The 20,537-nt window shown below is 73.7% G+C and carries 20 protein-coding genes; 11 read left to right on the top strand and 9 right to left on the bottom strand.

All coding sequences use genetic code 11. The features are described from left to right. Positions 1-8: 8 nt before the first annotated feature. On the top strand, positions 9-773 hold the full coding sequence (locus AB2U05_RS14195; protein ID WP_369183390.1) for an aminoglycoside N(3)-acetyltransferase: 765 nt from the start codon (positions 9-11) through the stop codon (positions 771-773). A gap of 9 nt (positions 774-782) precedes the next feature. Here AB2U05_RS14195 and AB2U05_RS14190 read toward each other — a convergent pair whose 3' ends face one another. From AB2U05_RS14190 to AB2U05_RS14180, 3 genes are all read right to left on the bottom strand, one after another. Then, positions 783-1,223, bottom strand: coding sequence for a hypothetical protein (locus tag AB2U05_RS14190; protein WP_369183389.1), 441 nt, complete (start codon positions 1,221-1,223; stop codon positions 783-785). A 53-nt stretch (positions 1,224-1,276) separates the two neighbouring features. After that, entirely contained in the window at positions 1,277-1,843 is a 567-nt protein-coding gene (locus tag AB2U05_RS14185; protein WP_369183388.1) for a hypothetical protein, read from the bottom strand. Between the two features lie 171 nt (positions 1,844-2,014). Continuing rightward, positions 2,015-2,707 (bottom strand): NAD(P)-dependent oxidoreductase, encoded by a 693-nt coding sequence (locus AB2U05_RS14180; protein ID WP_369183387.1) that lies wholly within the window; start codon positions 2,705-2,707, stop codon positions 2,015-2,017. Between the two features lie 76 nt (positions 2,708-2,783). Here AB2U05_RS14180 and AB2U05_RS14175 point away from each other — a divergent pair, with 76 nt between their 5' ends. Continuing rightward, on the top strand, positions 2,784-3,407 hold the full coding sequence (locus AB2U05_RS14175; protein WP_045692371.1) for a TetR/AcrR family transcriptional regulator: 624 nt from the start codon (positions 2,784-2,786) through the stop codon (positions 3,405-3,407). Between the two features lie 126 nt (positions 3,408-3,533). Further along, positions 3,534-4,451 carry a hypothetical protein gene (locus AB2U05_RS14170; protein ID WP_369185952.1) on the top strand — a complete coding sequence of 306 codons (918 nt, stop codon included), beginning with the start codon at positions 3,534-3,536 and terminating at the stop codon, positions 4,449-4,451. 48 nt (positions 4,452-4,499) lie between these two features. On the opposite strand, the gene AB2U05_RS14165 is transcribed toward AB2U05_RS14170, so the two are convergent. After that, positions 4,500-5,060, bottom strand: coding sequence for a GNAT family N-acetyltransferase (locus AB2U05_RS14165; RefSeq protein ID WP_369183386.1), 561 nt, complete (start codon positions 5,058-5,060; stop codon positions 4,500-4,502). A gap of 202 nt (positions 5,061-5,262) precedes the next feature. On the opposite strand from AB2U05_RS14165, the gene AB2U05_RS14160 reads away from it, so the two are divergent. Beyond that, positions 5,263-5,565, top strand: a complete 303-nt coding sequence (locus tag AB2U05_RS14160) for a hypothetical protein (RefSeq protein WP_045692373.1) — start codon at positions 5,263-5,265, stop codon at positions 5,563-5,565. Between the two features lie 63 nt (positions 5,566-5,628). Here the strand turns inward: AB2U05_RS14160 and AB2U05_RS14155 are convergent, their stop codons facing one another. Beyond that, the gene (locus AB2U05_RS14155) at positions 5,629-5,838 is read right to left on the bottom strand and encodes a DUF397 domain-containing protein (RefSeq protein WP_045692374.1); all 210 of its coding nucleotides are present in this window, start codon (positions 5,836-5,838) and stop codon (positions 5,629-5,631) included. A gap of 87 nt (positions 5,839-5,925) precedes the next feature. Here AB2U05_RS14155 and AB2U05_RS14150 point away from each other — a divergent pair, with 87 nt between their 5' ends. The 4 genes from AB2U05_RS14150 (at position 5,926) to AB2U05_RS14135 (ending at position 12,636) form a co-directional block, all read left to right on the top strand. Then, positions 5,926-6,114: a hypothetical protein gene (locus AB2U05_RS14150; protein ID WP_369183385.1), complete on the top strand. Its 189-nt coding sequence runs from the start codon at positions 5,926-5,928 to the stop codon at positions 6,112-6,114. Between the two features lie 168 nt (positions 6,115-6,282). Beyond that, positions 6,283-7,629, top strand: a complete 1,347-nt coding sequence (locus tag AB2U05_RS14145) for a TIR-like protein FxsC (protein WP_045692375.1) — start codon at positions 6,283-6,285, stop codon at positions 7,627-7,629. Between the two features lie 152 nt (positions 7,630-7,781). After that, positions 7,782-11,639: an FxSxx-COOH system tetratricopeptide repeat protein gene (fxsT, locus tag AB2U05_RS14140; RefSeq protein WP_244178597.1), complete on the top strand. Its 3,858-nt coding sequence runs from the start codon at positions 7,782-7,784 to the stop codon at positions 11,637-11,639. Positions 11,640-11,670: 31 nt separating this feature from the next. Then, on the top strand, positions 11,671-12,636 hold the full coding sequence (locus AB2U05_RS14135) for a D-glycerate dehydrogenase (RefSeq protein ID WP_045692376.1): 966 nt from the start codon (positions 11,671-11,673) through the stop codon (positions 12,634-12,636). Between the two features lie 13 nt (positions 12,637-12,649). Here AB2U05_RS14135 and AB2U05_RS14130 read toward each other — a convergent pair whose 3' ends face one another. The 3 genes from AB2U05_RS14130 to AB2U05_RS14120 all read right to left on the bottom strand — a co-directional run bounded on the left by AB2U05_RS14130 (position 12,650) and on the right by AB2U05_RS14120 (position 15,375). After that, on the bottom strand, positions 12,650-13,504 hold the full coding sequence (locus AB2U05_RS14130; protein WP_045692377.1) for an alpha/beta fold hydrolase: 855 nt from the start codon (positions 13,502-13,504) through the stop codon (positions 12,650-12,652). 24 nt (positions 13,505-13,528) lie between these two features. Next, entirely contained in the window at positions 13,529-14,434 is a 906-nt protein-coding gene (locus AB2U05_RS14125; protein ID WP_369183384.1) for a DUF4231 domain-containing protein, read from the bottom strand. A gap of 176 nt (positions 14,435-14,610) precedes the next feature. After that, positions 14,611-15,375, bottom strand: coding sequence for a sugar isomerase domain-containing protein (locus AB2U05_RS14120; protein ID WP_045692379.1), 765 nt, complete (start codon positions 15,373-15,375; stop codon positions 14,611-14,613). A 219-nt stretch (positions 15,376-15,594) separates the two neighbouring features. Between AB2U05_RS14120 and AB2U05_RS14115 the strand changes: the two genes are divergently transcribed. Continuing rightward, positions 15,595-16,287 (top strand): metal-dependent transcriptional regulator, encoded by a 693-nt coding sequence (locus AB2U05_RS14115; protein WP_045692380.1) that lies wholly within the window; start codon positions 15,595-15,597, stop codon positions 16,285-16,287. 489 nt (positions 16,288-16,776) lie between these two features. Here the strand turns inward: AB2U05_RS14115 and AB2U05_RS14110 are convergent, their stop codons facing one another. Further along, a complete protein-coding gene (locus AB2U05_RS14110) occupies positions 16,777-17,481 on the bottom strand; it encodes a bifunctional DNA primase/polymerase (RefSeq protein ID WP_045692437.1) in 705 nt (234 codons plus the stop codon). Positions 17,482-17,842: 361 nt separating this feature from the next. On the opposite strand from AB2U05_RS14110, the gene AB2U05_RS14105 reads away from it, so the two are divergent. Then, positions 17,843-19,219 carry a hypothetical protein gene (locus AB2U05_RS14105; RefSeq protein WP_045692381.1) on the top strand — a complete coding sequence of 459 codons (1,377 nt, stop codon included), beginning with the start codon at positions 17,843-17,845 and terminating at the stop codon, positions 19,217-19,219. Positions 19,220-19,378: 159 nt separating this feature from the next. Continuing rightward, positions 19,379-20,515, top strand: a complete 1,137-nt coding sequence (locus AB2U05_RS14100; RefSeq protein WP_369183383.1) for a hypothetical protein — start codon at positions 19,379-19,381, stop codon at positions 20,513-20,515. Positions 20,516-20,537 lie beyond the last annotated feature (22 nt).

The following is a 20,537-nucleotide window of genomic DNA, read 5'->3' as shown; positions in this document are numbered from 1 at the left end:
GATGTGCCGTGATCTCCGCTGCCGCGCTCGCCGCCGCCTTCACCGAGCTGGGCGTCCGCCCCGGCATGGTGCTGCACGTCCAGGCCTCGCTGCGGGCCCTCGGGCCGGTGGCGGGCGGGGCGGCGGCGGTCGTCGACGCCCTGCTCGAAGTCCTGGGCGAGGAAGGGACCTTGGTGGCGTACACCGCGACGCCCGAGAACTCCTCGACCTCGCGCGTCCACCAGGCCGCCGTCGCGGGCCTGTCGGCGGCGGAGCGCGCCGCGTACGAGGCCCGGATGCCCCGCTTCGACCCGGCCGCCACCCCGTGCTCGCCGACGATGGGGGCGCTGTCGGAGGCGGTCCGCACCCGGCCCGGCGCGGTGCGCAGCAGCCACCCGCAGACCTCCTGGGCGGCCATCGGGCTCCGGGCCGAGGAGATCACCGCCCGGCACCCGCTCACCTCCCACCTCGGCCCCGACTCGCCGCTCGGGCGGCTCTACGAGCTGGACGCGCGGGTGCTGATGCTCGGCGTCCGGATGGCCAACTTCACCGCCTTCCACCTCGCGGACCTGCGCCAACCCGGCGTCGTCCGCCGCGAGTACCGCTGCGTGACGGCGGACGGCTGGACCACCTTCCGGGCCCCCGACCTGGACGACCTGCACTTCGCCGACCTCGGCGCCCGCGTCCTCGCCGACCTCCCCGGCGTCACCACGGCGCCCCTGGGCGGCACCACCGCCCGTCTCGTCCCCGTCCGCGAGGCCGTCGACCTCGCCACCCGCCTGCTGGCCGCCTGACCCTCCGCGCTACGCCGGTGCCGGTCCGGCGAGCAGGCCGATCGGGCTGAGCTTCCGGTGCGAGGCGGGGCAGCGCCACCAGGCCTCCCCGGCGTCCGCCACCGGTTCCAACGGGTGGGTGTGGCCGGGGCATTCGGGCCACTGGACGAATGCGTAGCCGGTGAGGTGGTCCTGGACGAGGTCCGCCACGAAGAGGGCGAGCCGGGCGTCGGGGAGCGTCACGTCCACGCCCCGCCAGAACAGTGGCTCCCCCGCCCACCACCCCAGGGCCGGCCCCGCCGGCAGGCCGTCCGGGCCCTCCTCCGCGAGCATCCAGCGGAACCCGGCGGGAAGCCGCTCCGGGATCGTTCCCAGCAGGTCCCGGCCGACCCGCAGGCAGGCGTCCGCGAGCCCGGTCGGCACGCCGCCGGCCGGCGTGCCGACCGGGCTCCAGGTGCTGAGGATCGTCATTCCGCCACGCTATCAGCGCGGCGGAATTCCGCCCGCCTGTTTTCGGTCGATCGTCAGTCGATCGTGACGGCGGCGGTGAAGGGATTCTTTTCACCGCCGGGCTTGGTGGGGGCGAAGGGCGGGAGGCCGCCGTCGCCCACGACGTAGTCGAACCGGAAGTTGACGTTCGCGGTTCCGGAATTCCCGTTGACGTTCACCCTGAACCTGCAGTTCCCGCTGGCCTGCATGTTGTCGCCGAGGTAGTTCGTGGGGAACGTCCAGTGCCAGAAGTAGCTCGTCGGGATGTTCGCGTGGTTGTCGCTGGTGCCGGTGAACGCGCCGTTCCTGAACTGCCAGGACGTACACGTCATCGGGGACGTCGAGATGCCCACCAGGTAGGCGCTGAGCCGGAAGGAGAGCGCGACCGGGTTGCCGTTGCCGTACGAGACCTGGGCGGTGAAGGTGCCGTTCGAGTCGGTCGCCTCGAAGTACGGGTCGTTGATGGAGAAGATCTTGGAGCCGTAGTCGCCCGCCGCGTCGGCGGGAGCGGCCAGGCCGATCGCGGTCGCCAGGACGCCGAGTGCGACGACGGAAAGCCGACGCATCCGGGCCGATTTCGTGGTGCCGTGAATCGCATTCATGGCCTCAGCGTGCGCCGGTCAAGTCGGCACGGGGAATGGGCGGGTCGCATGCTGACGCGATGTGTACGGACGGTTGGCCGAATCGGCGTCGATCGCCCGATCGCCCGATCGCCCGATTTTCCGTGGCGGTGGGGGTGACGATGGAGGCGGAGGCGGAGGAAATGGATCCGTTCACTTTTTCTTCATGCCCTCGTTCCAGATCAGTTTGGCGATATTCGGCTTCACGGCCGTGGTGATGACGCCCATGGCCGTACGGACGTACCGCCGCTCCGCGAGCTCGCGCAGCATGCTCGCGGCCAGGTCGGCGCGGGCGGTGAAGACGCCGTCCGCGCTGGTCTCGGCGGTGCGGTAGGCCGTGACGGCGGGGTGGTCGAAGAGGCCCGAGGGCCGGACGAGGGTCCACTCCAGGTCCGTGGCGCGGATCAGGGACTCCATGCGCCGCATGTCCTCGTGGAGGGTGCGGCCGAGGCGGCGGTTCACCAGCGGGTCGAGCACGTGGTTGAAGAAGTGGGCGCCGGTGGGGCGCCAGTGCGGGTCGGCGATGCTGGAGCTGACGGCGAGCAGCCGCTCGATGCCGTGGTGGGCCATGGCCCCGGTGATGGCGGTGGCGCTCGCCGAGTAGGTGGTGATGGTGTCCTTGCTGAAGCGCGCGCCCAGGGCGGAGAGGACGGCGTCGGTGCCGTCGAGGGCGGCGGAGACGGCGGCCGGGTCGGTGGCGTCGGCGACGGCCACGGTGAGGCCGGGCCGCGCGGCGAGGGAACCGGCGCGGCGGGTGACGGCGACGACCTCGTGGCCGGCGGCGAGGGCCTGGTCGGTGAGCCGGCGGCCGGTCGGCCCGTTGGCGCCGAAGACTGCGATGCGCATGGTGTGGGTTCATCCGTTCGGGTGGCTGGCGGAACGCCCTTGACTGTGCCGACCACGCGAAGCAGGCTCAACGCCGATGAATAACGACGCCCCCGCCCCCGCCCGCCCCCGGGGCCGTCCCCGCGGCAACCCGCGGACCCGCGAGTCGATCGTCCCGGTGGCCCGCGCGCTGTTCCTGGAGCGCGGCTACCGGGGCACCACGCTGCGCGCGGTGGCCGGGGCGGCCGGGGTCGACGCGGCGCTGATCGCGTACCACTTCGGCTCGAAGAAGGGCCTGTTCGCCGAGGTCATGCAGTTCCAGTGCGCCGACGCGCTGGCGGTGGAGGCCGTCCTCGGCGGCGACCCGGCCACCCTCCCCGAGCGCTTGGTCGACGCGGTGACGGGGCTGTGGGAGGACGCCGAGTTCCGCCGGCTCACCGGGCAGGGCGTGGAGGCCGCGGAGGTGATCCGCGAGTACCTGGAACGCGAGCTGCTGGCCCGGCTCGGTGAATTCCTCGGCGGCCGGGACGCGACCGCCCGCGCCACGGCCGTGGTGACGGTCCTCGGCGGCCTCATCTACACCCGCTACCTCAACCCCCTGCCCACCCCGGCCGCCCTCAGCCCCTCCGAGGCCCGGCGCATCCTCACCCCGGCGCTGCGCGCGGCGCTGGCTCCGAGGCCGCGCGACGCTGGACGTCGGACGGGCCGACTTCCCGCGTAGGGGGGCCGGGCAGGGCGGGTCCTGCCGCCGCCGGAACAGGCCGATCAGGTTGCCCTCGCCGTCCTCGAACCAGCCGCCCAGCAGGCCGTCAGAGGGGTGTGCCAGAGTCTGCGCATGCTGGAGATCGTGCTGGAGATCGTGGTGGAGACGGAGAACCGGGAGCGGCGCGTCCGCGTGTCCGCCGAGGAGCTGGCCGGGCTGGTCCGGCGGATCGGTGCGGACGGCGACCGGTTCCTGGTGCTGCAGCGGGTACCCGACCTGCCGGACGTCTTCGCCCAGGTGTGGCACGAGGCCGGCGGCGACTACACGCTGGAGCACCGCGACGGTGCCGCCGACCGGCACTTCGAGGCGAGGGTCGACGGCCCGGAGGCCGTGGTCGCGGTGCTCGCCGGCTGGGCCGCCCGCGCGGACGGCTGGGGCGCCGGGGTGGACTGGTCGCCGCTGGACCTGGGACCAGTCGGCGAGGTGCCGCCGCTCGACCTCGCCGAGGACGAGCGCGCGGAGCTGGAGGCGCGCGTGCGCGAGGTGCTGGTCGGCGGCTACGCCTCGCGTGCCGAACTGGCCGAGCTGGCCGAGGAGCACCTGGTCACCGAGGACCGCCGCCCGGTCTCGCGCGAGCAGGCGCGGGTGCTGGCCGACCGGCTGTGGCTGGAACGCGTCGAGGAGCAGGCCGCGTGGCGGGGCGAGACCGACCCCGAGCGGCTGACCCGCGCGTTCGCCGCGCTGGAGGGGACCGGGATCACCGCCCGCGAGAACTTCACCTGCTGCCGCGGCTGCGGCCAGGGCGAGATCGGCGCCGAGGGCGGGCCCGACGCGCGCGGCTTCGTCTACTTCCACGCCCAGTGCACGGACTCCGCCGCCGCCGGGCACGGCCTGACGCTCCTCTACGGCGGTTTCGACGGCTCGGCCGGCACCACGGCGGCCATCGGCCGGGAGGTCGTGGCCGCGGTGGAAGCGGTCGGCCTGCCCGTCGAGTGGAACGGTGACCCGTCCCGGGCGATCACCGTGACGCCGCTGGACTGGCGCCGCCGCCTGGTCGGGTAGGGACGTGGTGCGCAGGAAGTCGGCTGGGCCGACTTCCTGCGCACGGGCTCAGCGGCGCTGCTCCCACTGGGCGCGGGTCAGCTCGTACTCGACCTCGCCGTGCTCGGAGCCGGGGATGGTGTCGGGCCAGTCGCCGAAGAAGCTGCGGAGGAAGGTCAGGCCGGACTTCTCCATGACGCGGCGGGAGCCGGAGTTCACGGCCATGGTGTTGGCGGTGACGCGCTCGGTGCGGAGCTCGGTGAAGCCCTTGTCGATCAGGGCGAGGGAGCCCTCGGTGGCGTAACCCCGGCCCCAGGAGGCCCGGTTGAGGCGGTAGCCGAGTTCGACGACGGCGGGGGAGCGGTCGTCGAGGGGGCGGAACTCGAACCAGCCGAGGAAGGTGCCGGTGGCCCGCTCCTCGGCGGCCCAGAAGCCGCGGGCGCCGGTGCAGGGGTGGTCGTGGAGGAGGCGGGGCAGGACCTTCGCCCGGACGGTCTCCGGGGCGGTCGGCTTGCCGCCGTTGATGTAACGCATCACCTCGGGGTCGTTGTCCAGTGCGAAGAGGTGGTCGGCGTCGGCTTCGGTGAACGGGCGCAGGGTGAGCCGGTCGGTTTCGAGGAAGGCAGGCATGACGCGATCTTCGCCGCGGGGTCCGGGGCGATGCCACCGGATATTCCCGTGCCACCGGCTCGTCCGTACGGCGGTCCTCCGCTCCCCGGCGGGTGGGGAGACCCGCCCGACCCCGGCGAGGCTCCTCGCCCGTCGCCCGCCCCTGACCGACGCTGGCGCGAGCAGTCGGCTGCCGTGCCGCTGGAACCGAGGAGGCTGGACCGTGAAGTTCGTTCAGATCATCGAATACAAGACGAGTCGCATCGACGAGTTCAACGCCCTGCTGGACAGCTGGGTCGAGAGGAACGCGGGCCGGCGCCTGGCGACGTGGTCCCTGCAGACCCGCGACCGCGACCGCGAGAACGTGTACCTGAACATCGTGGAGTTCCCGTCGTACGAGAAGGCGATGGAGAACTCCGACCGCCCGGAGACGACCGAATTCGCCGCGCAGGCGGCGGGGTTGTGCGACGGGCCGCCGGTGTTCCGCAACCTCGACGTGACGAACGAGTGGACCTTCCAGGACTGAACCCGGGCGGTCGTCCTCGTGCCCCCGGCGGCGCGCCGGGGGCACGAGGAGGGGCGTTCGGCCTCAGGCGATGAAGTGGTCGAACTCGCCGGCCTTGGCGCCCTTGATCCAGGCGTCGAGCTTGCGGCGGGTGGTGGTGACGACCAGGCCCGGGTTGGTGTTCTCGCGGATGTAGACGTTGTCTCCCTCGGAGGCGATCTCCAGGTAGTTCGGGGTGTTCTCGTCGACGCTGCTGGGCTTCTGCCACTCCAGGTGGGACAGGTCCTTGGTCACCGTGATTGCCTTTCCTTCGTGGGTGCGGGGTCCATGATGCGGCAGCGGGGGCGCGGATGCCGGTGACGTCGACCGGGGGGCGCGGGTGTGGGCAGGGCGACGCTCGCGCGGGCGCTGGAGGCGTCGGCGCCGCGCGCGGTGACGGTGTTGCACGGGGACGACCACGACTTCTCCCGGCCGGGGCTGGGCGCATGGCTTCTCGTCGTGGACGGTGAGGCCGAGCCGGAGGTGTCGGCGCGGCCGATGTGGGAATTGATCATTCGTCAAACCATGTGACCGGTCCGTCGAAAGTCCGGCCCGGCCGCCCGAGGCGGTCGTTTCGGTCATGTCAATTCGTACCGGTCGATGTGCTATTCCATTGGGGCGTCAGTCGTTCCTACACTGAAGCCCCGCCGCACGGGGGCTGCGGGAACCAGGTTGCCTACGGGCCCGGGGGAGGCGCGTGTGAACGACCGTGGCTGGGACGAGGACGACGCCCGGCCGTACTTCTTCCTCTCCTACGCGCACACCCCGAAAGCCGGTGCGCGGGGCGCGGGCGATCCGAACCACTGGGTGCGGCAGCTGTTCCGGGACCTGTCCGAGGCGGTGCTGCAACTGACCACCCTGCCGGGCGGGGTGCCGGTCGGGTTCATGGACGAGTCCATGCACCAGGGCGAACTCTGGGCGGAACGCCTCTCCGCCGAGCTGGCGACCTGCCGCGTCTTCGTGCCCCTCTACTCCCCCCGCTACTTCAACAGCGTGCCGTGCGGCCAGGAGTGGCACGCCTTCACCCGGCGCCCGGTCTACCCGGCCACCATCGACGCCGAGCGCACCAGCGGCATCGTCCCCGTCCTGTGGGCGCCGATGAGCCGCTACCGGCTGCCCAAGGTGGCCAGCGAACTGCAGTTCAACCACGCCGGGTTCGGGCCGGACTACGCCACCGAGGGCCTGTACGCCCTGATGAAGCTCACCTACTTCCGCTCCGCCTACGAACTCGCCGTGCACCGCCTCGCCGCGCGCATCGTGCAGGTGGCCGAGGAAACCGTCATCCCGGTCGGGCGCCGGCTCGACTTCAACGCCCTCCCCAGCGCCTTCAACGTCAGCGCCCCGACCAAGCAGCTGCGGATCTCCGTCCTCGCCTACCACCAGGGCGAGCTGCCGGCGGACCGCAACCCCGACTTCTACGGCGCCCGGCGCACCGACTGGCACCCCTACCGCCCGGCCGGCTCACCGATCGCCCAGCACGCGGTGCGCCTCGCCCGGCAGTTGGGCTTCCAGCCGACCGTGCACGAGTTCGACGACGAGGTCGAGTCGATCATCGACGGCAACGCCGAGGCCCCCGGCCTGCTGCTGCTCGACCGCTGGGCGCTGCGCGACCCGCAACGGCGCGAACTGGTCCGCCGCTTCGACCGCTCCGACGCCACCTGGGTCGGCGTCCTCGAACCGTGGAACGCCGACGACCCGGAGTGCGCCGAACGCGACACCGAACTGACCGACCTCAGCGACCAGGCCCTGCGCATCAACCGCCGCGCCAGCCGCCCCAGCTTCCTCGGCGCCACCGGCCCCACCGGGCTGCACACCCTGGACGACTTCGACGACGCGCTGCCCCGGGTCGCGATGAAGGCCAAGTACGCCTTCGAGGGCCGCACCCGCGCCGAACCCGAGGAACCGGCCCCGCCCCGCCCGAGCCTGCGGGACGCCTTCCGACCACCCGGAGCAGCCCCCCACGCCCACGACGACGACCCGTACCGCGACGACGGCGATGACCCCGAGAACGGGACGGCGCCCCTGGGAGGACGAGGACCCCGATGAGCGAGAACCGCACCAGGAACTTCCGCATCGGCGCCGCCGAACTCGTCGCCCAGCGCGAGGCCGAGCGGCAGGCCGAACGCGAGGCCGCCGAGCACGACCGCAACGGCCGGATCATCACCTTCTACTCCTACAAGGGCGGCACCGGCCGCACCATGGCGCTCGCCAACACCGCCTGGATCCTGGCCGCCAACGGCTTCCGCGTCCTCACCGTCGACTGGGACCTGGAAGCACCCGGCCTCGCCAAGTTCTTCCACCCCTTCCTCGACCCGGCCTCCCTCGCCGGCACCACCGGCATGATGGACCTGATCGCCGAGTACCGGGAGGAGGCGCTGCGCCCGGTCGAGCACGCCGAGGGCTGGCACCTGGACTTCGCCCGGGTCCACCCGCACGCGATCTCGCTGTCCTGGCCGCACTTCCCGGCCGGCGGCAGCCTGGACTTCCTCTCCGCCGGGCAGTTCAACCGCGACTACTCCGAGGCCGTCACCCACCTCGACTGGGACATCTTCTACGACCGCTTCGACGGCGGGCAGTTCTTCGACGCCCTCAAGGCCGACATGGCCAAGCGCTACGACTACGTGCTCATCGACTCCCGCACCGGCCTGTCCGACATCGCCGAGATCTGCACCGTGCAGATGCCCGACGACCTCGTCGTCTGCTTCACCCTCAGCGACCAGTCCATCGACGGCGCCTCCCGGATCGCCCAGCACATCCACGACCGCTACCGCGAGCGCGGCATCCGCATCCTGCCCGTCCCGATGCGCATCGACGAGGGCGAGAAGGAGAAGGCGGACGCCGGCCGCGCCCTCGCCCGGGTCCGCTTCGACGGCCTGCCGTCCGGCTTCGGCGGCGAGGAACTCGCCCAGTACTGGGGCTCGGTGGAGATCCCGTACCGGCCGTTCTACGCCTACGAGGAGATCCTCGCCACCTTCGGCGACCAGACCGGCACCCCCACCTCGATGCTCGCCGCCTGCGAACGCCTCACCTCGATGATCACCGAGGGGCGGGTCAGCGGCCTGCCGCCCGTCGACGAGGAGGTGCGGCTGCGCTACGTGGACGCCTTCACCCGCCGCCGCCCGTCCGTCCCCGCCGACCTCTACCTCTCCTACGTCCCCGAGGACCGGATGTGGGCGGACTGGATCGAGTCCGTCCTCACCCGGGCCGGCTTCCGCGTCCTGCCCCGCGACCTCAGCGCCGGCACCGACCCGCGCGAGGAGACCGAACGCGGCATCGACTCCGCCTACCGCACCGTCGCCGTCCTCTCGCCCGCCTACCAGCGCTCCCCGCAGGCCCGGGCGCTGTGGGAGTCGGTGGTCAGCTCCGACCCCTCCGGCACCCGCCGCCAGCTGCTGCCCGTCCGGGTCGGCGACGTCCGGCTCACCGCGCCGTTCAGCAACCGCAACCCCGTCGACCTGGTCGGCCGCGACGAGGCGCAGTCCGTGCAGAGCCTGCTGCGCGCGCTCGGCCGCGGCGACGTCGCCCTCGCCGACGCCCCCAGCGGCGGACCGCGCTTCCCCGGCAGCAAGCCCAGCATCTGGGACGTCCCGCCGCGCAACCCCTCCTTCACCGGCCGCTCCGCCGTCCTGGAACAGCTGCGCAACCAGCTGCGCGGCGGCATGGCCGCCGTGCTGCCCACCCCGCAGACCCTGTACGGGCTCGGCGGCGTCGGCAAGACCCAGGTGGCGCTGGAGTACGCGCACCGCTTCATGTCCGACTACGACCTGGTCTGGTGGATCGACGCCGAACAGACCGAGCTCGTCGCCCCCGCCCTCGCCGACCTCGCCCGCCGGCTGCCCGGCCTGCGCGTCGGCGACTCCGTCACCGAGGCCGCCGAGGCCGCCCGGGAGGCGCTGCGCCGCGGCACCCCCACCTCCCGCTGGCTGCTGATCTTCGACAACGCCGACGAGCCCGCCGAGATCCGCCGCTTCTTCCCCGGCGGCTCCGGCCACATCCTGGTCACCTCCCGCAACCAGGCCTGGACCGGGCACGCCGAGGCGCTGGAGGTCGACGTCTTCACCCGCGGCGAGAGCATCGAGCACCTGTGCCGGCGCGCCCGCAGCCTCTCCCGCACCGACGCCGACCGGGTCGCCGAGGCGGTCGGCGACCTGCCGCTGGCCGTCGAGGTCGCCGCCGCCTGGCTGGACACCACCGGAACGCCCGTCGACGCCTACGTCGCCCAGCTGCACGCCGAGGCCGCCCGGGCGCTCGCGGTCGGCAGCCCCGTCGACTACCCGACCCCGGTCGCCGCCACCTGGAACGTCTCGATCGCCCGGCTGCGCCAGCAGTCCCCGGCGGCCGTGAGGCTGCTGCAGCTGTGCGCCTTCTTCGCGCCCGAGCCGATCTCCATGAACCTCTTCTACAGCGACCAGATGATCCGGGCGCTGGTGCGCTACGACGCCGACCTCAGCGACAAGTTCATGCTCGGCAAGGTCATCCAGGCGATCGGCCGGTACGCCCTCGCCAAGGTCGACGCCGGCAGCAACAGCTTCCAGGTGCACCGGCTCGTCCAGTCCGTCATCCGGGCCGGCATGAGCGCCGACGAGCAGGAGATCGCCGTCCACGAGGTGCACCGCATCCTCACCGGCGCCCGGCCCGTCCTCGGCGACACCGACGACCCGGCCAACTGGCCCGCCTTCGACGAGATCTGGCCGCACCTGTCGCCCTCCAAGGCGCACAACTGCGACGAGGCCGACACCCGCCAGCTGCTCATCGACCGCGTCCGCTACCTGTGGAAGCGCGGCGAACTCGACCGCGCCCGCGACCTCGGCCACGCCCTCGACGCCGAATGGACCAGCAAGCTCGGCGACGACGACCGGCAGACCCTGCTGCTGCGCTTCCAACTCGCCAACGTGCTGCGCTCCCAGGGCAACTACGCCGAGGCGCTGGCCCTCGACGAGTCCACCCTGGAACGCCAGCGCGCCCTGCTCGGCGAGCACCACCCGTACACCCTGATGACGGCCGGCTCGCTCGGCGCCGACCGCCGGGCGCTCGGCCGCTTCCAGGCCGCGCTCGACCTCGACCAGGAGATCCTCGAGCAGTTCCGCGAACTGTTCGGCGACGACAACCCGCGCACCCTGTCGATGGCCAACAACCTGGCCATCGACTACCGGCTGGTCGGCAACAGCCAGGCCGCCCGCGAACTCGACCAGGAGACCCTGGACCGGCGCACCGCCGTACTCGGCCCCAAGCACCCCTACACCCTGTCCACCAAGTCCAACCTCGCCCGCGACCTGCGCGAACTCGGCGACTACCGCGGCTCGGTGGACCTCCTCCAGGAGGTCACCTCCGACCTCGGCGACGTCCTCGACCCGGACCTCCCGGAGAACCTGCGCAACGCCAAGTCGCTCGCCGTCTCGCTGCGCCGCACCGGCCAGCTCGCCGAGGCCCGGCGGATCACCAAGGAGACCTACGAGCGCTACCTGGAGCGGTACGGCGCCGACGCCCCCGACGCGCTCGCCTGCGCGCTCAACCTCGCCGCCGACCACAGCGCCTCCGGCGACAAGGAGGCCGCCCGCGACCTGTGCGCCACCGTCTTCGAGGGCCACCGGCGGCTCTTCGGCGACGAACACCCCTTCACCCTCGCCTGCGCCAACAACCTCGGCATCTACCTGCGCGGCAGCGGCGACGTCGCCGGGGCCATCGAGCGCGGCCGGCTCACCGTCGAGGGCCTGACCGCCTCGGTCGGCGCGGACCACCCGTACACCCTCAACGCGCTCATCAACCTGGCGAACGCGTACGGCGACGACGGGCAGATCCAGCTCGCCGAGCAGCTGGGCCGCACCGCGTACGCCGGGCTGTGCGAGCGCTACTCGCCGCAGCACCCGGACGCCGTCGCCTGCGAGGCCAACCTGGCGATCACCCTGCGCACGGCCGGCCGGCACACCCAGGCCGCCGAACTGCGCTCCCGGGCGATCGCCGAGCTGATCCGGCAGTTCGGCGAGGAACACCCCAACACGGTGTCCGCGCGCGGCTGGAAGCGGATCAACCGGGACCTGGAGCCGCAGCCGGTGTGACGGCGGAAGGGGGCGGGTACGCTCGCGAGTCATGAGCATCGACCCGCCCCCGGTCCTGGTCACCCGCCGCCTCGCGCCCGGGGTGATCGACCGGCTCACCGCCCAGTACGCCGCGACCTGCCCCGACGACGACCGGGCGATGGACCGGGCCGAACTGCTGGCCGCCGTGCCCGGCCGGCGGGCCGTCCTCACCACCCTCGACGACCGGGTGGACGACGCGTTCCTGGACGCCGCGGGCCCGCAGCTGGAGATCGTCGCCAACCACGCGGTCGGCTACCACAACATCGACCTCGCCGCCTGCGCCGCCCGCGGCGTCCGCGTCACCCACACCCCCGGCGTGCTCACCACCGCCACCGCCGACATGGCCTGGGCGCTGCTGCTCGCCGCCACCCGCCGGATCGGCGAGGGCGAGCGGCTGCTGCGCTCCGGCACGCCGTGGTCCTGGTCGCCGACCTTCATGCTCGGCCTGGAGCTGGCCGGCACCCCGCTCGGTGTGCTCGGCATGGGCCGGATCGGGCAGGCGGTGGCCCGCCGGGCCCGCGCCTTCGACATGCCGGTCAGCTACCACAACCGGACCCCGCTGCCGCCCGAGGAGGCCGAGGACGCCGACTGGAAGCCGCTGGACGACCTGCTCGCGACCTCCACCGTGCTGGTCGTCACCTGCCCGCTGAGCGACGCCACCCGGCACCTGCTGGACGCCGAACGGCTGGCCCTGCTGCCGCCCGGCGCGGTGGTGGTCAGCATGACCGCCGGCGTGGTGGACGAGGAGGCGCTGGCCGCCGCCCTGGACTCCGGCGCGCTGTTCGCCGCCGCCGTCGACAACTTCGAGCACGAGCCCGCCGTCCCGGCCGCCCTGCTCGCCCAGGAGCGCGTGGTCCTCGCCCCGCACCTGGGCAGCGCCACCGTCCGCACCCGGCAGGCGATGGGCGGCCTCGCCGTCGACAACATCCTGGCCGTGCTCGGCGGCGGCGAGCCGCTCACCCCGATCGGGGGCTGACTCCCCTACTGAACTAGCCCGCCGCCCAGGCCAGGGCGGTGGTCATCACCCGGAACGCCCCGAAGTGCGCCGCCCCGGGCTCCAGGAACAGCTCGGCGCCCGGGATCCGGTCGGCCAGCCAGCGGGAGTGGTCGACCGGCGAGAACTGGTCGTCCGCGCCGTGCCACAGCCAGGTCGGCACCCGGATCGACCCGACGTCGAAACCCCAGTCGGCGGTGAACGCCAGCACGTCGTCGATCCAGCCGTCCGCGCCGTGCCGGAACGCCTCCCGGTAGTTGCTCTGCAGCATCCCCCGCAGCCCGCTGTCCGCCACCACCTCCCGGTCGGCGGGGGAGAGTTCGGTGCGCAGCCCGTTCAGCAGCCGCACCGGGTCGTCCTTGATCTGCCGGGAGCGGAACTCCATCGCGTCGGCGATCTGCTCGTGGCCGCGCTCCGCCTCCCGGTAGGCGCGCACGTTGGACGGCGTCATCCCGGCGTACCAGTCCAGCCCGGCCGCGTCGCGCGGCGCCAGGCCGACCAGCACCGCCACCCGGCTCACCCGCTCCGGCAGCAGCGCCGCGCAGGCCAGCGCGTGCGGGCCGCCGCCGGAGCGGCCGAGCACCGCGAAGTCGTCCAGCCCGAGGCAGTCCGCGATGGTCCGCACGTCCTCGGCCGCGGCGGACACCCGGCGGCCGAACAGCCGCGTCGAATCGCCGTAGCCGGGGCGGTCGTACGAGATCAGCCGCACCCCCAGCCGGTACAGCACGGTGCTGCGCGGGTGCGGGCCGACCCGGCTGCCCGGCATGCCGTGCAGCAGGAACACCGGGCGGCCGCGCGGGTCGCCCAGGGACTCGACGGCGAGCACCCGGCCGCCGGCCGCATTCACCATCCGTAACGCCACGCGCCTGCCTCCTCAGTGTTCGCGGTCGGTGGTGGTGCGGATCTCCCGTCTGGCCTGCCAGGTCGTGTGCTCCCGGGACACCGCGTCCTCCGCGTCCCGGGCCAGCCGGGCCCACAGCTCCTCGGCGTCCGGCGACGCCAGGTCCAGGGTGGTGAGTTGACGGCGGATCAGCTCCAACTCGTCCGCCGCCAGGGCGTACGCGGCGGCCAGCGGACGGTACTGGCGCAGCTGCGCCCACGCGGTGACCGAGGCGGCCACCGCCGAGACCGTGCCCAGCGCGTCGTAGGTGAACGCGCCGAGCGCCCGCAGCACCGCCAGCACCAGGCCGAGCGCCGGCAGCAGCACCCCCAGCACCCCGGCCCAGTGGCCGGCCCGGGCGCAGTAGCGGGCCTTGCTGCGGTACCAGTCGTGCTGCACCTGGATGCGCTCGCGCAGGTACACCTCGCGCCGCACCGCCAACGGCCGCCCGCGCAGCTCGCGCATCCCCTCGGTGATCCCGACCGGCTCGGACTCGGGCTCCGGCATCACCCGGCTGCCCCGGAACGCGTCCAGCACGCCGTCGAGTTGGAAGCGGTACAGGCCCTCGGCGTCGGGCAGGGCGCGCGGCGGCGGCCGGTAGGCGTCGGCCCGCACCGCGTACTTCCAGGCCAGGGTCTTCACCGACTCGGCGGCCGCCCGGCCCTCGTACCAGAGGCCCTGCGGGTTCTGCCGGCTGATCACCACGGCGAGCGTGATCGCGCCCAGGTAGGCCACGGCGGCCGGCCAGGCCCACGGCTCGCCGTCCGCCGAGCCGGTCGCGGCGGCGACCACCAGCAGGGCCAGCTCCCAGGCGGAGAGCAGCACCGAACGGCGCTGGCCCTTCAGCGAGGCCGAGTCGGCGGCCCAGAAGAAGCCGGGCAGCAGCTCCCGCTCGCTCACCCACCCGGTCCGTCCAGCCCCAGACGCCATGCTCGGCCCCCACCCGTCGCTCCGGTCGCACCGCTCCGCTCTCCTGCCCGGGGCGGCTCCCCGGTACGCCTGACCGGGCCGGGGGCCGCCCGCAATGGCCGGGAAGGCACGGTGATTCGCCCAGATCAGGGCGTACGGCACCGGCGCTAGTAGGAGTAGTAGACCCGGTCGGCGTTCTCGGCCATCTGCTTCGCGTTCCACTCGGTGCCGCCGGGGACGTTCCCGGAGCGGAACAGCGGCGGGGCCGGGCGCTCCCCGGCCGCCGCCAGGTCGGCGAGGCGGCCGACCGCGGCGGCGACCACGGCCTGCATGATCGCGCTGGTCACGATCGTGGACACCGGGCCGAAGCCGGTGCCGGCGCCGGGGTGGCTGAGCTCGGCGTCGCCGACCGCGATCTTGCTGTCCAGCACCACGTCGCAGTGGTCCTTCAGGTAGGTGCCGGAGGGGTGCGCCGAGGGCACCTCGCCGGGGTAGGCCAGCGAGGTCAGCCCGATCACCTTCAGCCCGCGGTCCCGGGCGTACCGGGCGAGCTCGACCGGCATGACCTGGCGGCCGGACAGCGAGATCACGAACAACAGGTCCCCGGTGGTCGCCGGGGTGAGGTCGAGCGTGCTGGTGGCCAGCCCGGACACCCGCTCCAGCGCGCTGGCCAGCGGCGCGGGCATCCCCGTCACCCCGGCCATGCCGGGCACGTTCAGCAGGTTCATCGGCACCAGCCCGCCCGCCCGGTACACCACGTCCTGGGCCGGCAGCGAGGAGTGCCCCGCTCCGAAGGTGAACACCCGGTGACCATCCGCGATCGCCTCCGCGAGCAGCGCGGCCGCCGCCTCGATGGTGTCGGCCTCCTCCTCCCGGACCTTCTGGAGGTGCGCGACCGCGGCGTCGAAGTACCGGCCGACCAGGTCGTTCATCTGTTGCCTCCGCTCTCTGCCGGTGAGGGAGCCGGCCGGGTGGGGCGCGCGGGAGGGCCCGGGCGCCGATGGAGAAAGCTACGGCGAGCACCGTGTCGCCCCGGCGCCGCCGCTGTCAACAGCGACGAAAAGCCCTCCCGCGGGCCCCGGGCGGGCTCGGTTGTCGGCGCGGTACGTCAGAATTGGCGGTGAGGACACCGAGGAACGGAGCCAGCGGCGATGTCTGGGCTGATCGACACCACTGAGATGTACCTGCGCACCATCCTGGAGCTGGAGGAAGAGGGCATCGTCCCGATGCGCGCCCGGATCGCCGAGCGCCTGGAGCAGAGCGGGCCCACGGTCAGCCAGACGGTCGGCCGGATGGAGCGCGACGGCCTGCTCCAGGTCGCGGGCGACCGCCACCTCGAACTCACCGAGGAGGGCCGCCGGCTCGCCGTCCGCGTCATGCGCAAGCACCGGATCGCCGAGTGCCTGCTGGTCGACGTGATCGGGCTGGAGTGGGAGCAGGTGCACGAGGAGGCCTGCCGCTGGGAGCACGTGATGAGCGAGACGGTCGAGCGCAAGGTGCTCGCCATGCTCGGCCACCCCACCCAGTCCCCGTACGGCAACCCGATCCCGGGCCTGGACGAGCTGGGCGACACCAAGGCCGAGGGCGAGGGCTTCGACGCCGCGCTGGTCACGCTGGACACCGTCAAGCCGGGCGACGCGGGCGCCAGCGTGGTGGTCCGCCGGATCGGCGAGCCGATCCAGACCGACGCCGAGCTGATGAGCACGCTGCGCCGGGCCGGGGTGCGGCCGGGCTCGACGGTGCAGGTGAGCACCGGGGTCGGCGGCGTCCTGGTCGGCACCGGGGACAACGCGGCGGAGCTGGGCAAGGACATCGCCCAGCACGTCTTCGTCGCCCAGGCCTGAGCCGCACGGCCGGCCGGCCGGTCGGACGGCCGGTCGGACGGCCGATGGTACGGAGAAGGCCCGCCGCTCCCCGTGCGGCGGGCCTTTCCGTCCTCCCCGTCCCTCCCGATCCCCTCCGGTTCCCCTCCGTCCCTCCCGATCCCCTCCGTCCCTCCCGGTTTCCCCGCCACCGCCGCGCCCGGCTTCCCCGTCCGAGCGCCCCTTCGGCGTTCCCCTCACGTCGTCATTCCTCCCCTCGGCCGATCATGGCAATCCTTGAGCGCTGTCACTCGTACGAGGGGCTTCCCCCCGCTGACCAGCGGGTATCTCCGGGCCTTATCCGCACATGCGTATGACGGGCCCCGCCTCCGGTGGGAGGCGGGGCCCGTCGGTCGCGGCGCGGGGTTTCGCGCCGTACGCACCCTCACCCGATAGGCGTAGGGCGGCCATCGGCCGGACGAGCCGGACGAGCCGGACCGGTCGAACGAGCCGGACGGGCCGGACCGGCCGTCAGACCGTCGCCGGCTGGGCGGGCTGCGGGCGCTGGGCCGGCGCCTCGCGGCCGCAGGCGTACGCGAGCGGGCTGATCAGCTCGGCCGCGTCCGGCAGCCAGCGGTTGAGCGCGGAAGGGGAGCGGGCCCACTGGGCGTAACCGGTGGAGCCGATCCGGGACGGCGGGGCGATCGTCCAGTCCCCCTCGCCGCGGGCGACCAGGTCCAGCCGGCCGGGCGGCCAGCCGAGCTTGCGCAGCATCTCCGGCAGCTTGGCCGCGACCCCGGGCAGCACCAGGAAGTGCAGCCGCCGGCCGACCCGCCCCGGCGAGGCGGGCAGCACCACGACCGGCCCGAGCTGGAGGTCCATCCGCTCCATCCGGGCCAGCGCCAGGCAGCCGGCCGTCTCCGGGACGTCCAGGACGTCGAAGGAGCGGCCGGTCGGCAGCAGGATCGAGGCCTGCGGCCGCTCGGTCCACCAGCGCCGCACCGCGCCGGGGCCGGCGCTCGCCTTGCGGGCCCAGTCCGCGTCCAGCGGGTGGGCGCCGGGCAGTGCGCAGCGCGGGTCGCCGCAGGAGCAGCGGGCGGGCCCGTCGCCGTCGACCAGCCAGGCGCCCGGGGTGACCTCCCAGTGGCGGCTCTCGGCGTAGTTGACGGCTTCGATCAGCAGCGGGGGCAGGCCGGCGTTCTTGCCTTGGTCAGGGGATCCGGGGGAGTCGGGGATGTCGTCCACGCGCTGCTCAACTACCGTGTGTGGGGCTGGTTACGGCCGGGCGGGGCCCGGTCGACCGCGGTCCGCCGATGTCACCCGATCCGGTTACCCGGCCGGGTCGCGGCCGGTCGACGCGGGGGCGCGGCCGGCCGGTGCCGGGCCGTGCGGCCGGGCGGGGGCCGGGCGCAGCGGGGGCGCACGGGAGCATTTCCCAGGGCGCAAGGGGGGTGCGGCCCGTCACCGTGGGTATCCCGCTGGCGTTGCTGATCGCTAACCTGGTGTCAGATTCCTTGGACGGTCGGACAGTCGGCAACAGATCAGCAGAATCGTCGCCCGCCGGCCGGGACCGGAGGGTGTGGGGAGGCGAAGCCCAATGGCCGCGAGACCACTCGTCGCACGACAGCCCAACGAGCGCCTGCAGCAACTGATCCAGGAGGCCGGCTGCTCCAACGCGGGCCTGGCCCGGCGGGTCAACCTCTGCGGAGCCGAGCACGGCCTGGACCTGCGCTACGACAAGACCTCCGTCGCCCGCTGGCTGCGCGGCCAGCAGCCGCGCGGGCAGGCGCCCGCCGTGATCGCCGAGGCCCTGGGGCGCAAGCTCGGCCGCAGCGTGTCGGTCGAGGAGATCGGCATGGCGGACGGCAAGAACCTCAGCTCCGGCATCGGGCTGCAGTTCGCGCCGACCCTGAACGCCGCCCTGGAGCAGGTCTGCGAGCTGTGGCGCAGCGACGTCGGCCGGCGGGACTTCCTGACCGGCGCGACGGTCGCCGCCTCGGCCCTCGTCGAGCCCAGCCGGGACTGGCTGATCACCCCGCCCGACCCGATGGTCGCCCGCGCCGGCGGCCCCCGGGTCGGCCCGACCGACGTGGCCGCGATCAAGGCCACCACCGCGATGCTGGTCGACCTGGACCACCGCTTCGGCAGCGGGCACGTGCGCCCGGTCGTGGTGCACTACCTCAACTCGGTGGTCTCCGGCCTGCTCGGCGGCGCCTACCGCGAGGAGACCGGCCGCCAACTCTTCGCCGCCGTGGCCAGGTTGACCGAACTCGCCGGCTACATGGCGGTGGACACCGGGCAGCCGGGGCTGGCCCAGCGCTACTACATCCAGGCACTGCGGCTCGCTCAGGCCGCCGACGACCGCGGCTACGGCGGCTACGTCCTCGCCGCCTCGATGAGCCACCTCGCGGCCACCCTCGGCAACCCGCGCGAGATCGCCCAACTCGCCCGGGCCGCCCAGGAGGGCGCCCGCACGGTCGCCACCCCGACCGCGATGGCCATGTTCTACGCCGCCGAGGCCCGCGGCCACGCCCTGCTCGGCGACGCCCGCTCCTGCGAGGCGGTGTCGGCCAGGGCGCTGGAGATGATGGAGAAGCGCCGCCCGGAGGACGACCCGGACTGGATCGCCCACTTCGACGACGCCTACCTCGCCGACGAACTCGCCCACTGCCACCGGGACCTGGAACAGGCCGGCCAGGCCGAGCACTACGCCCGCCGGGCGCTCGACCTGCACCCGCCGACCCGGGTGCGCCGCCGCGCCGTGGACCTGGTGCTGCTCGCCACCGCGCAGCTGCAGCAGCGGGACCTGGAGCGCGCCTGCGAGACCGGCGCGCAGGCGGTGCGGCTGCTCAGCGGGCTGCGCTCCAACCGGGGCGTCGAGTACCTGGACGAGTTCCGGCGCAGGCTGGAGCCCTACCGGGAGCAGCGGGTGGTGCGCGAGTTCCACGCCCGGGCGGATGCGGAGGCCGCCTGAGAGCAGGTCCTGAGGGAGCGTGAACGTTCCGCCCACGTGGTCACCCGGTGAGGCGAACCGGTAGCGTGGGCGCGACGTCCAAGGAACTGTGATGCTCCCAAGAACCGACGAGGTGTGGTCCGCCGACAGCGCGCGGTCGTGCACAGGTGAGGAATCGCGTTGAGCCAGCGCCGCTCGTATCCCAACTCGGGTGACTTCAACCTGGACGACCTGTTCCGCCCCGAGCCCGGCCAGCAGCAGGGCCAGCCGGGTCCGCAGGCGCCGCAGGGCCAGCCGGGCCCGTACGGCCACCCGCAGGGCCCGGTCGGGCAGGCCCCCGGGCAGGCGTCCGCGCACCCGTCCGGGCAGCCGGAGTACTTCGGTGACGGCGGGCACACCTGGGGCGGCGGCCTGCCGCAGCCCGGCTACGAGCCGGCGCCGGAGACGCAGGCCCTGCCGCCGTACCCCGGCGCCGACCCGCACGCCGGCGGCTACCCGCAGGCCCAGCCCGGCTACGGCGGGCCGCCGCAGCAGGCCGCGCCCGGCTACCAGGGCTACCCGCCGGCCCAGCCGCAGCCCGGCTACGCCGCGCCCGGGCAGCCCCCGCAGCCCGTCCAGCCCGTCCAGGACTACGCGCCGGACGCCGCCGACGTCACCTACGCCGGCCCGCCCCCCAAGGGCGGCCGCCCGTCCAACAAGCTGATCCTCGGCGGCGTGGTCGCGGGCTGCGCGGCGGCCGGGATCCTGGTCGCCGTCCTGATGAGCGACGACGGCTCGAAGACCGACCCGAAGACCACCCCGGTGGCCGCGAGCAGCAGCGCCGCCCCCGGACCGACGGCCACCGGCGGCTCCGGCGCCGCCGTCGACCCGGCCGTGAAGGCGCAGGCGCAGCCGCTGTCCGACCTGCTGGGCACGGCGAGCGACAGCCGCAGCTCGGTGGTGTCCGCGGTCGCCTCGGTGCAGAAGTGCGACAAGCTGCCCGACTCGCAGCAGGCGCTCACGGCGGCGGCCGGGAAGCGGCGCGAGCTGCAGACCAAGCTCAGCCAGCTGAAGACGGACAAGCTGCCCGGCGGCCAGCAGCTGGTCGACCAGCTGAACGCGGCCTGGACGGCCTCGGCGCAGGCCGACGACGAGTACGCGGCCTGGGCGGGGGACGCGCAGGGCGGCTGCGACCCGAAGAAGCAGGACAACCAGCACTACAAGAACGCGGTGAACTCCAGCGGCACCGCGACCACCGCGAAGAAGCAGGCCTCGCAGCTGTGGAACACGATCGCCGGCCAGACCGGCCTGCCCACCCGCAGCGACGGCGACCTGTAGGAAACGGCGACCTGTAGGAACG

This window comes from Streptomyces sp. Y1 (assembly GCF_041053115.1).
GTDB classification, from domain to species: domain Bacteria; phylum Actinomycetota; class Actinomycetes; order Streptomycetales; family Streptomycetaceae; genus Kitasatospora; species Kitasatospora rubellomurina.
This window is presented reverse-complemented; position numbering and strand designations above follow the sequence as displayed.

What these genes read in the sequence shown, in the direction of transcription:
- AB2U05_RS14115 (WP_045692380.1), top strand. Translation starts at nt 15,595, where the DNA reads ATGTCTGGGCTGATCGACACCACTGAGATGTACCTGCGCACCATCCTG.
- AB2U05_RS14130 (WP_045692377.1), bottom strand. Translation starts at nt 13,504, where the DNA reads ATGGTGAATGCGGCCGGCGGCCGGGTGCTCGCCGTCGAGTCCCTGGGC.
- AB2U05_RS14175 (WP_045692371.1), top strand. Translation starts at nt 2,784, where the DNA reads ATGAATAACGACGCCCCCGCCCCCGCCCGCCCCCGGGGCCGTCCCCGC.
- AB2U05_RS14135 (WP_045692376.1), top strand. Translation starts at nt 11,671, where the DNA reads ATGAGCATCGACCCGCCCCCGGTCCTGGTCACCCGCCGCCTCGCGCCC.
- AB2U05_RS14105 (WP_045692381.1), top strand. Translation starts at nt 17,843, where the DNA reads ATGGCCGCGAGACCACTCGTCGCACGACAGCCCAACGAGCGCCTGCAG.
- AB2U05_RS14185 (WP_369183388.1), bottom strand. Translation starts at nt 1,843, where the DNA reads ATGAATGCGATTCACGGCACCACGAAATCGGCCCGGATGCGTCGGCTT.
- AB2U05_RS14180 (WP_369183387.1), bottom strand. Translation starts at nt 2,707, where the DNA reads ATGCGCATCGCAGTCTTCGGCGCCAACGGGCCGACCGGCCGCCGGCTC.
- AB2U05_RS14190 (WP_369183389.1), bottom strand. Translation starts at nt 1,223, where the DNA reads ATGACGATCCTCAGCACCTGGAGCCCGGTCGGCACGCCGGCCGGCGGC.
- fxsT (WP_244178597.1), top strand. Translation starts at nt 7,782, where the DNA reads ATGGCGCTCGCCAACACCGCCTGGATCCTGGCCGCCAACGGCTTCCGC.
- AB2U05_RS14120 (WP_045692379.1), bottom strand. Translation starts at nt 15,375, where the DNA reads ATGAACGACCTGGTCGGCCGGTACTTCGACGCCGCGGTCGCGCACCTC.
- AB2U05_RS14165 (WP_369183386.1), bottom strand. Translation starts at nt 5,060, where the DNA reads ATGCCTGCCTTCCTCGAAACCGACCGGCTCACCCTGCGCCCGTTCACC.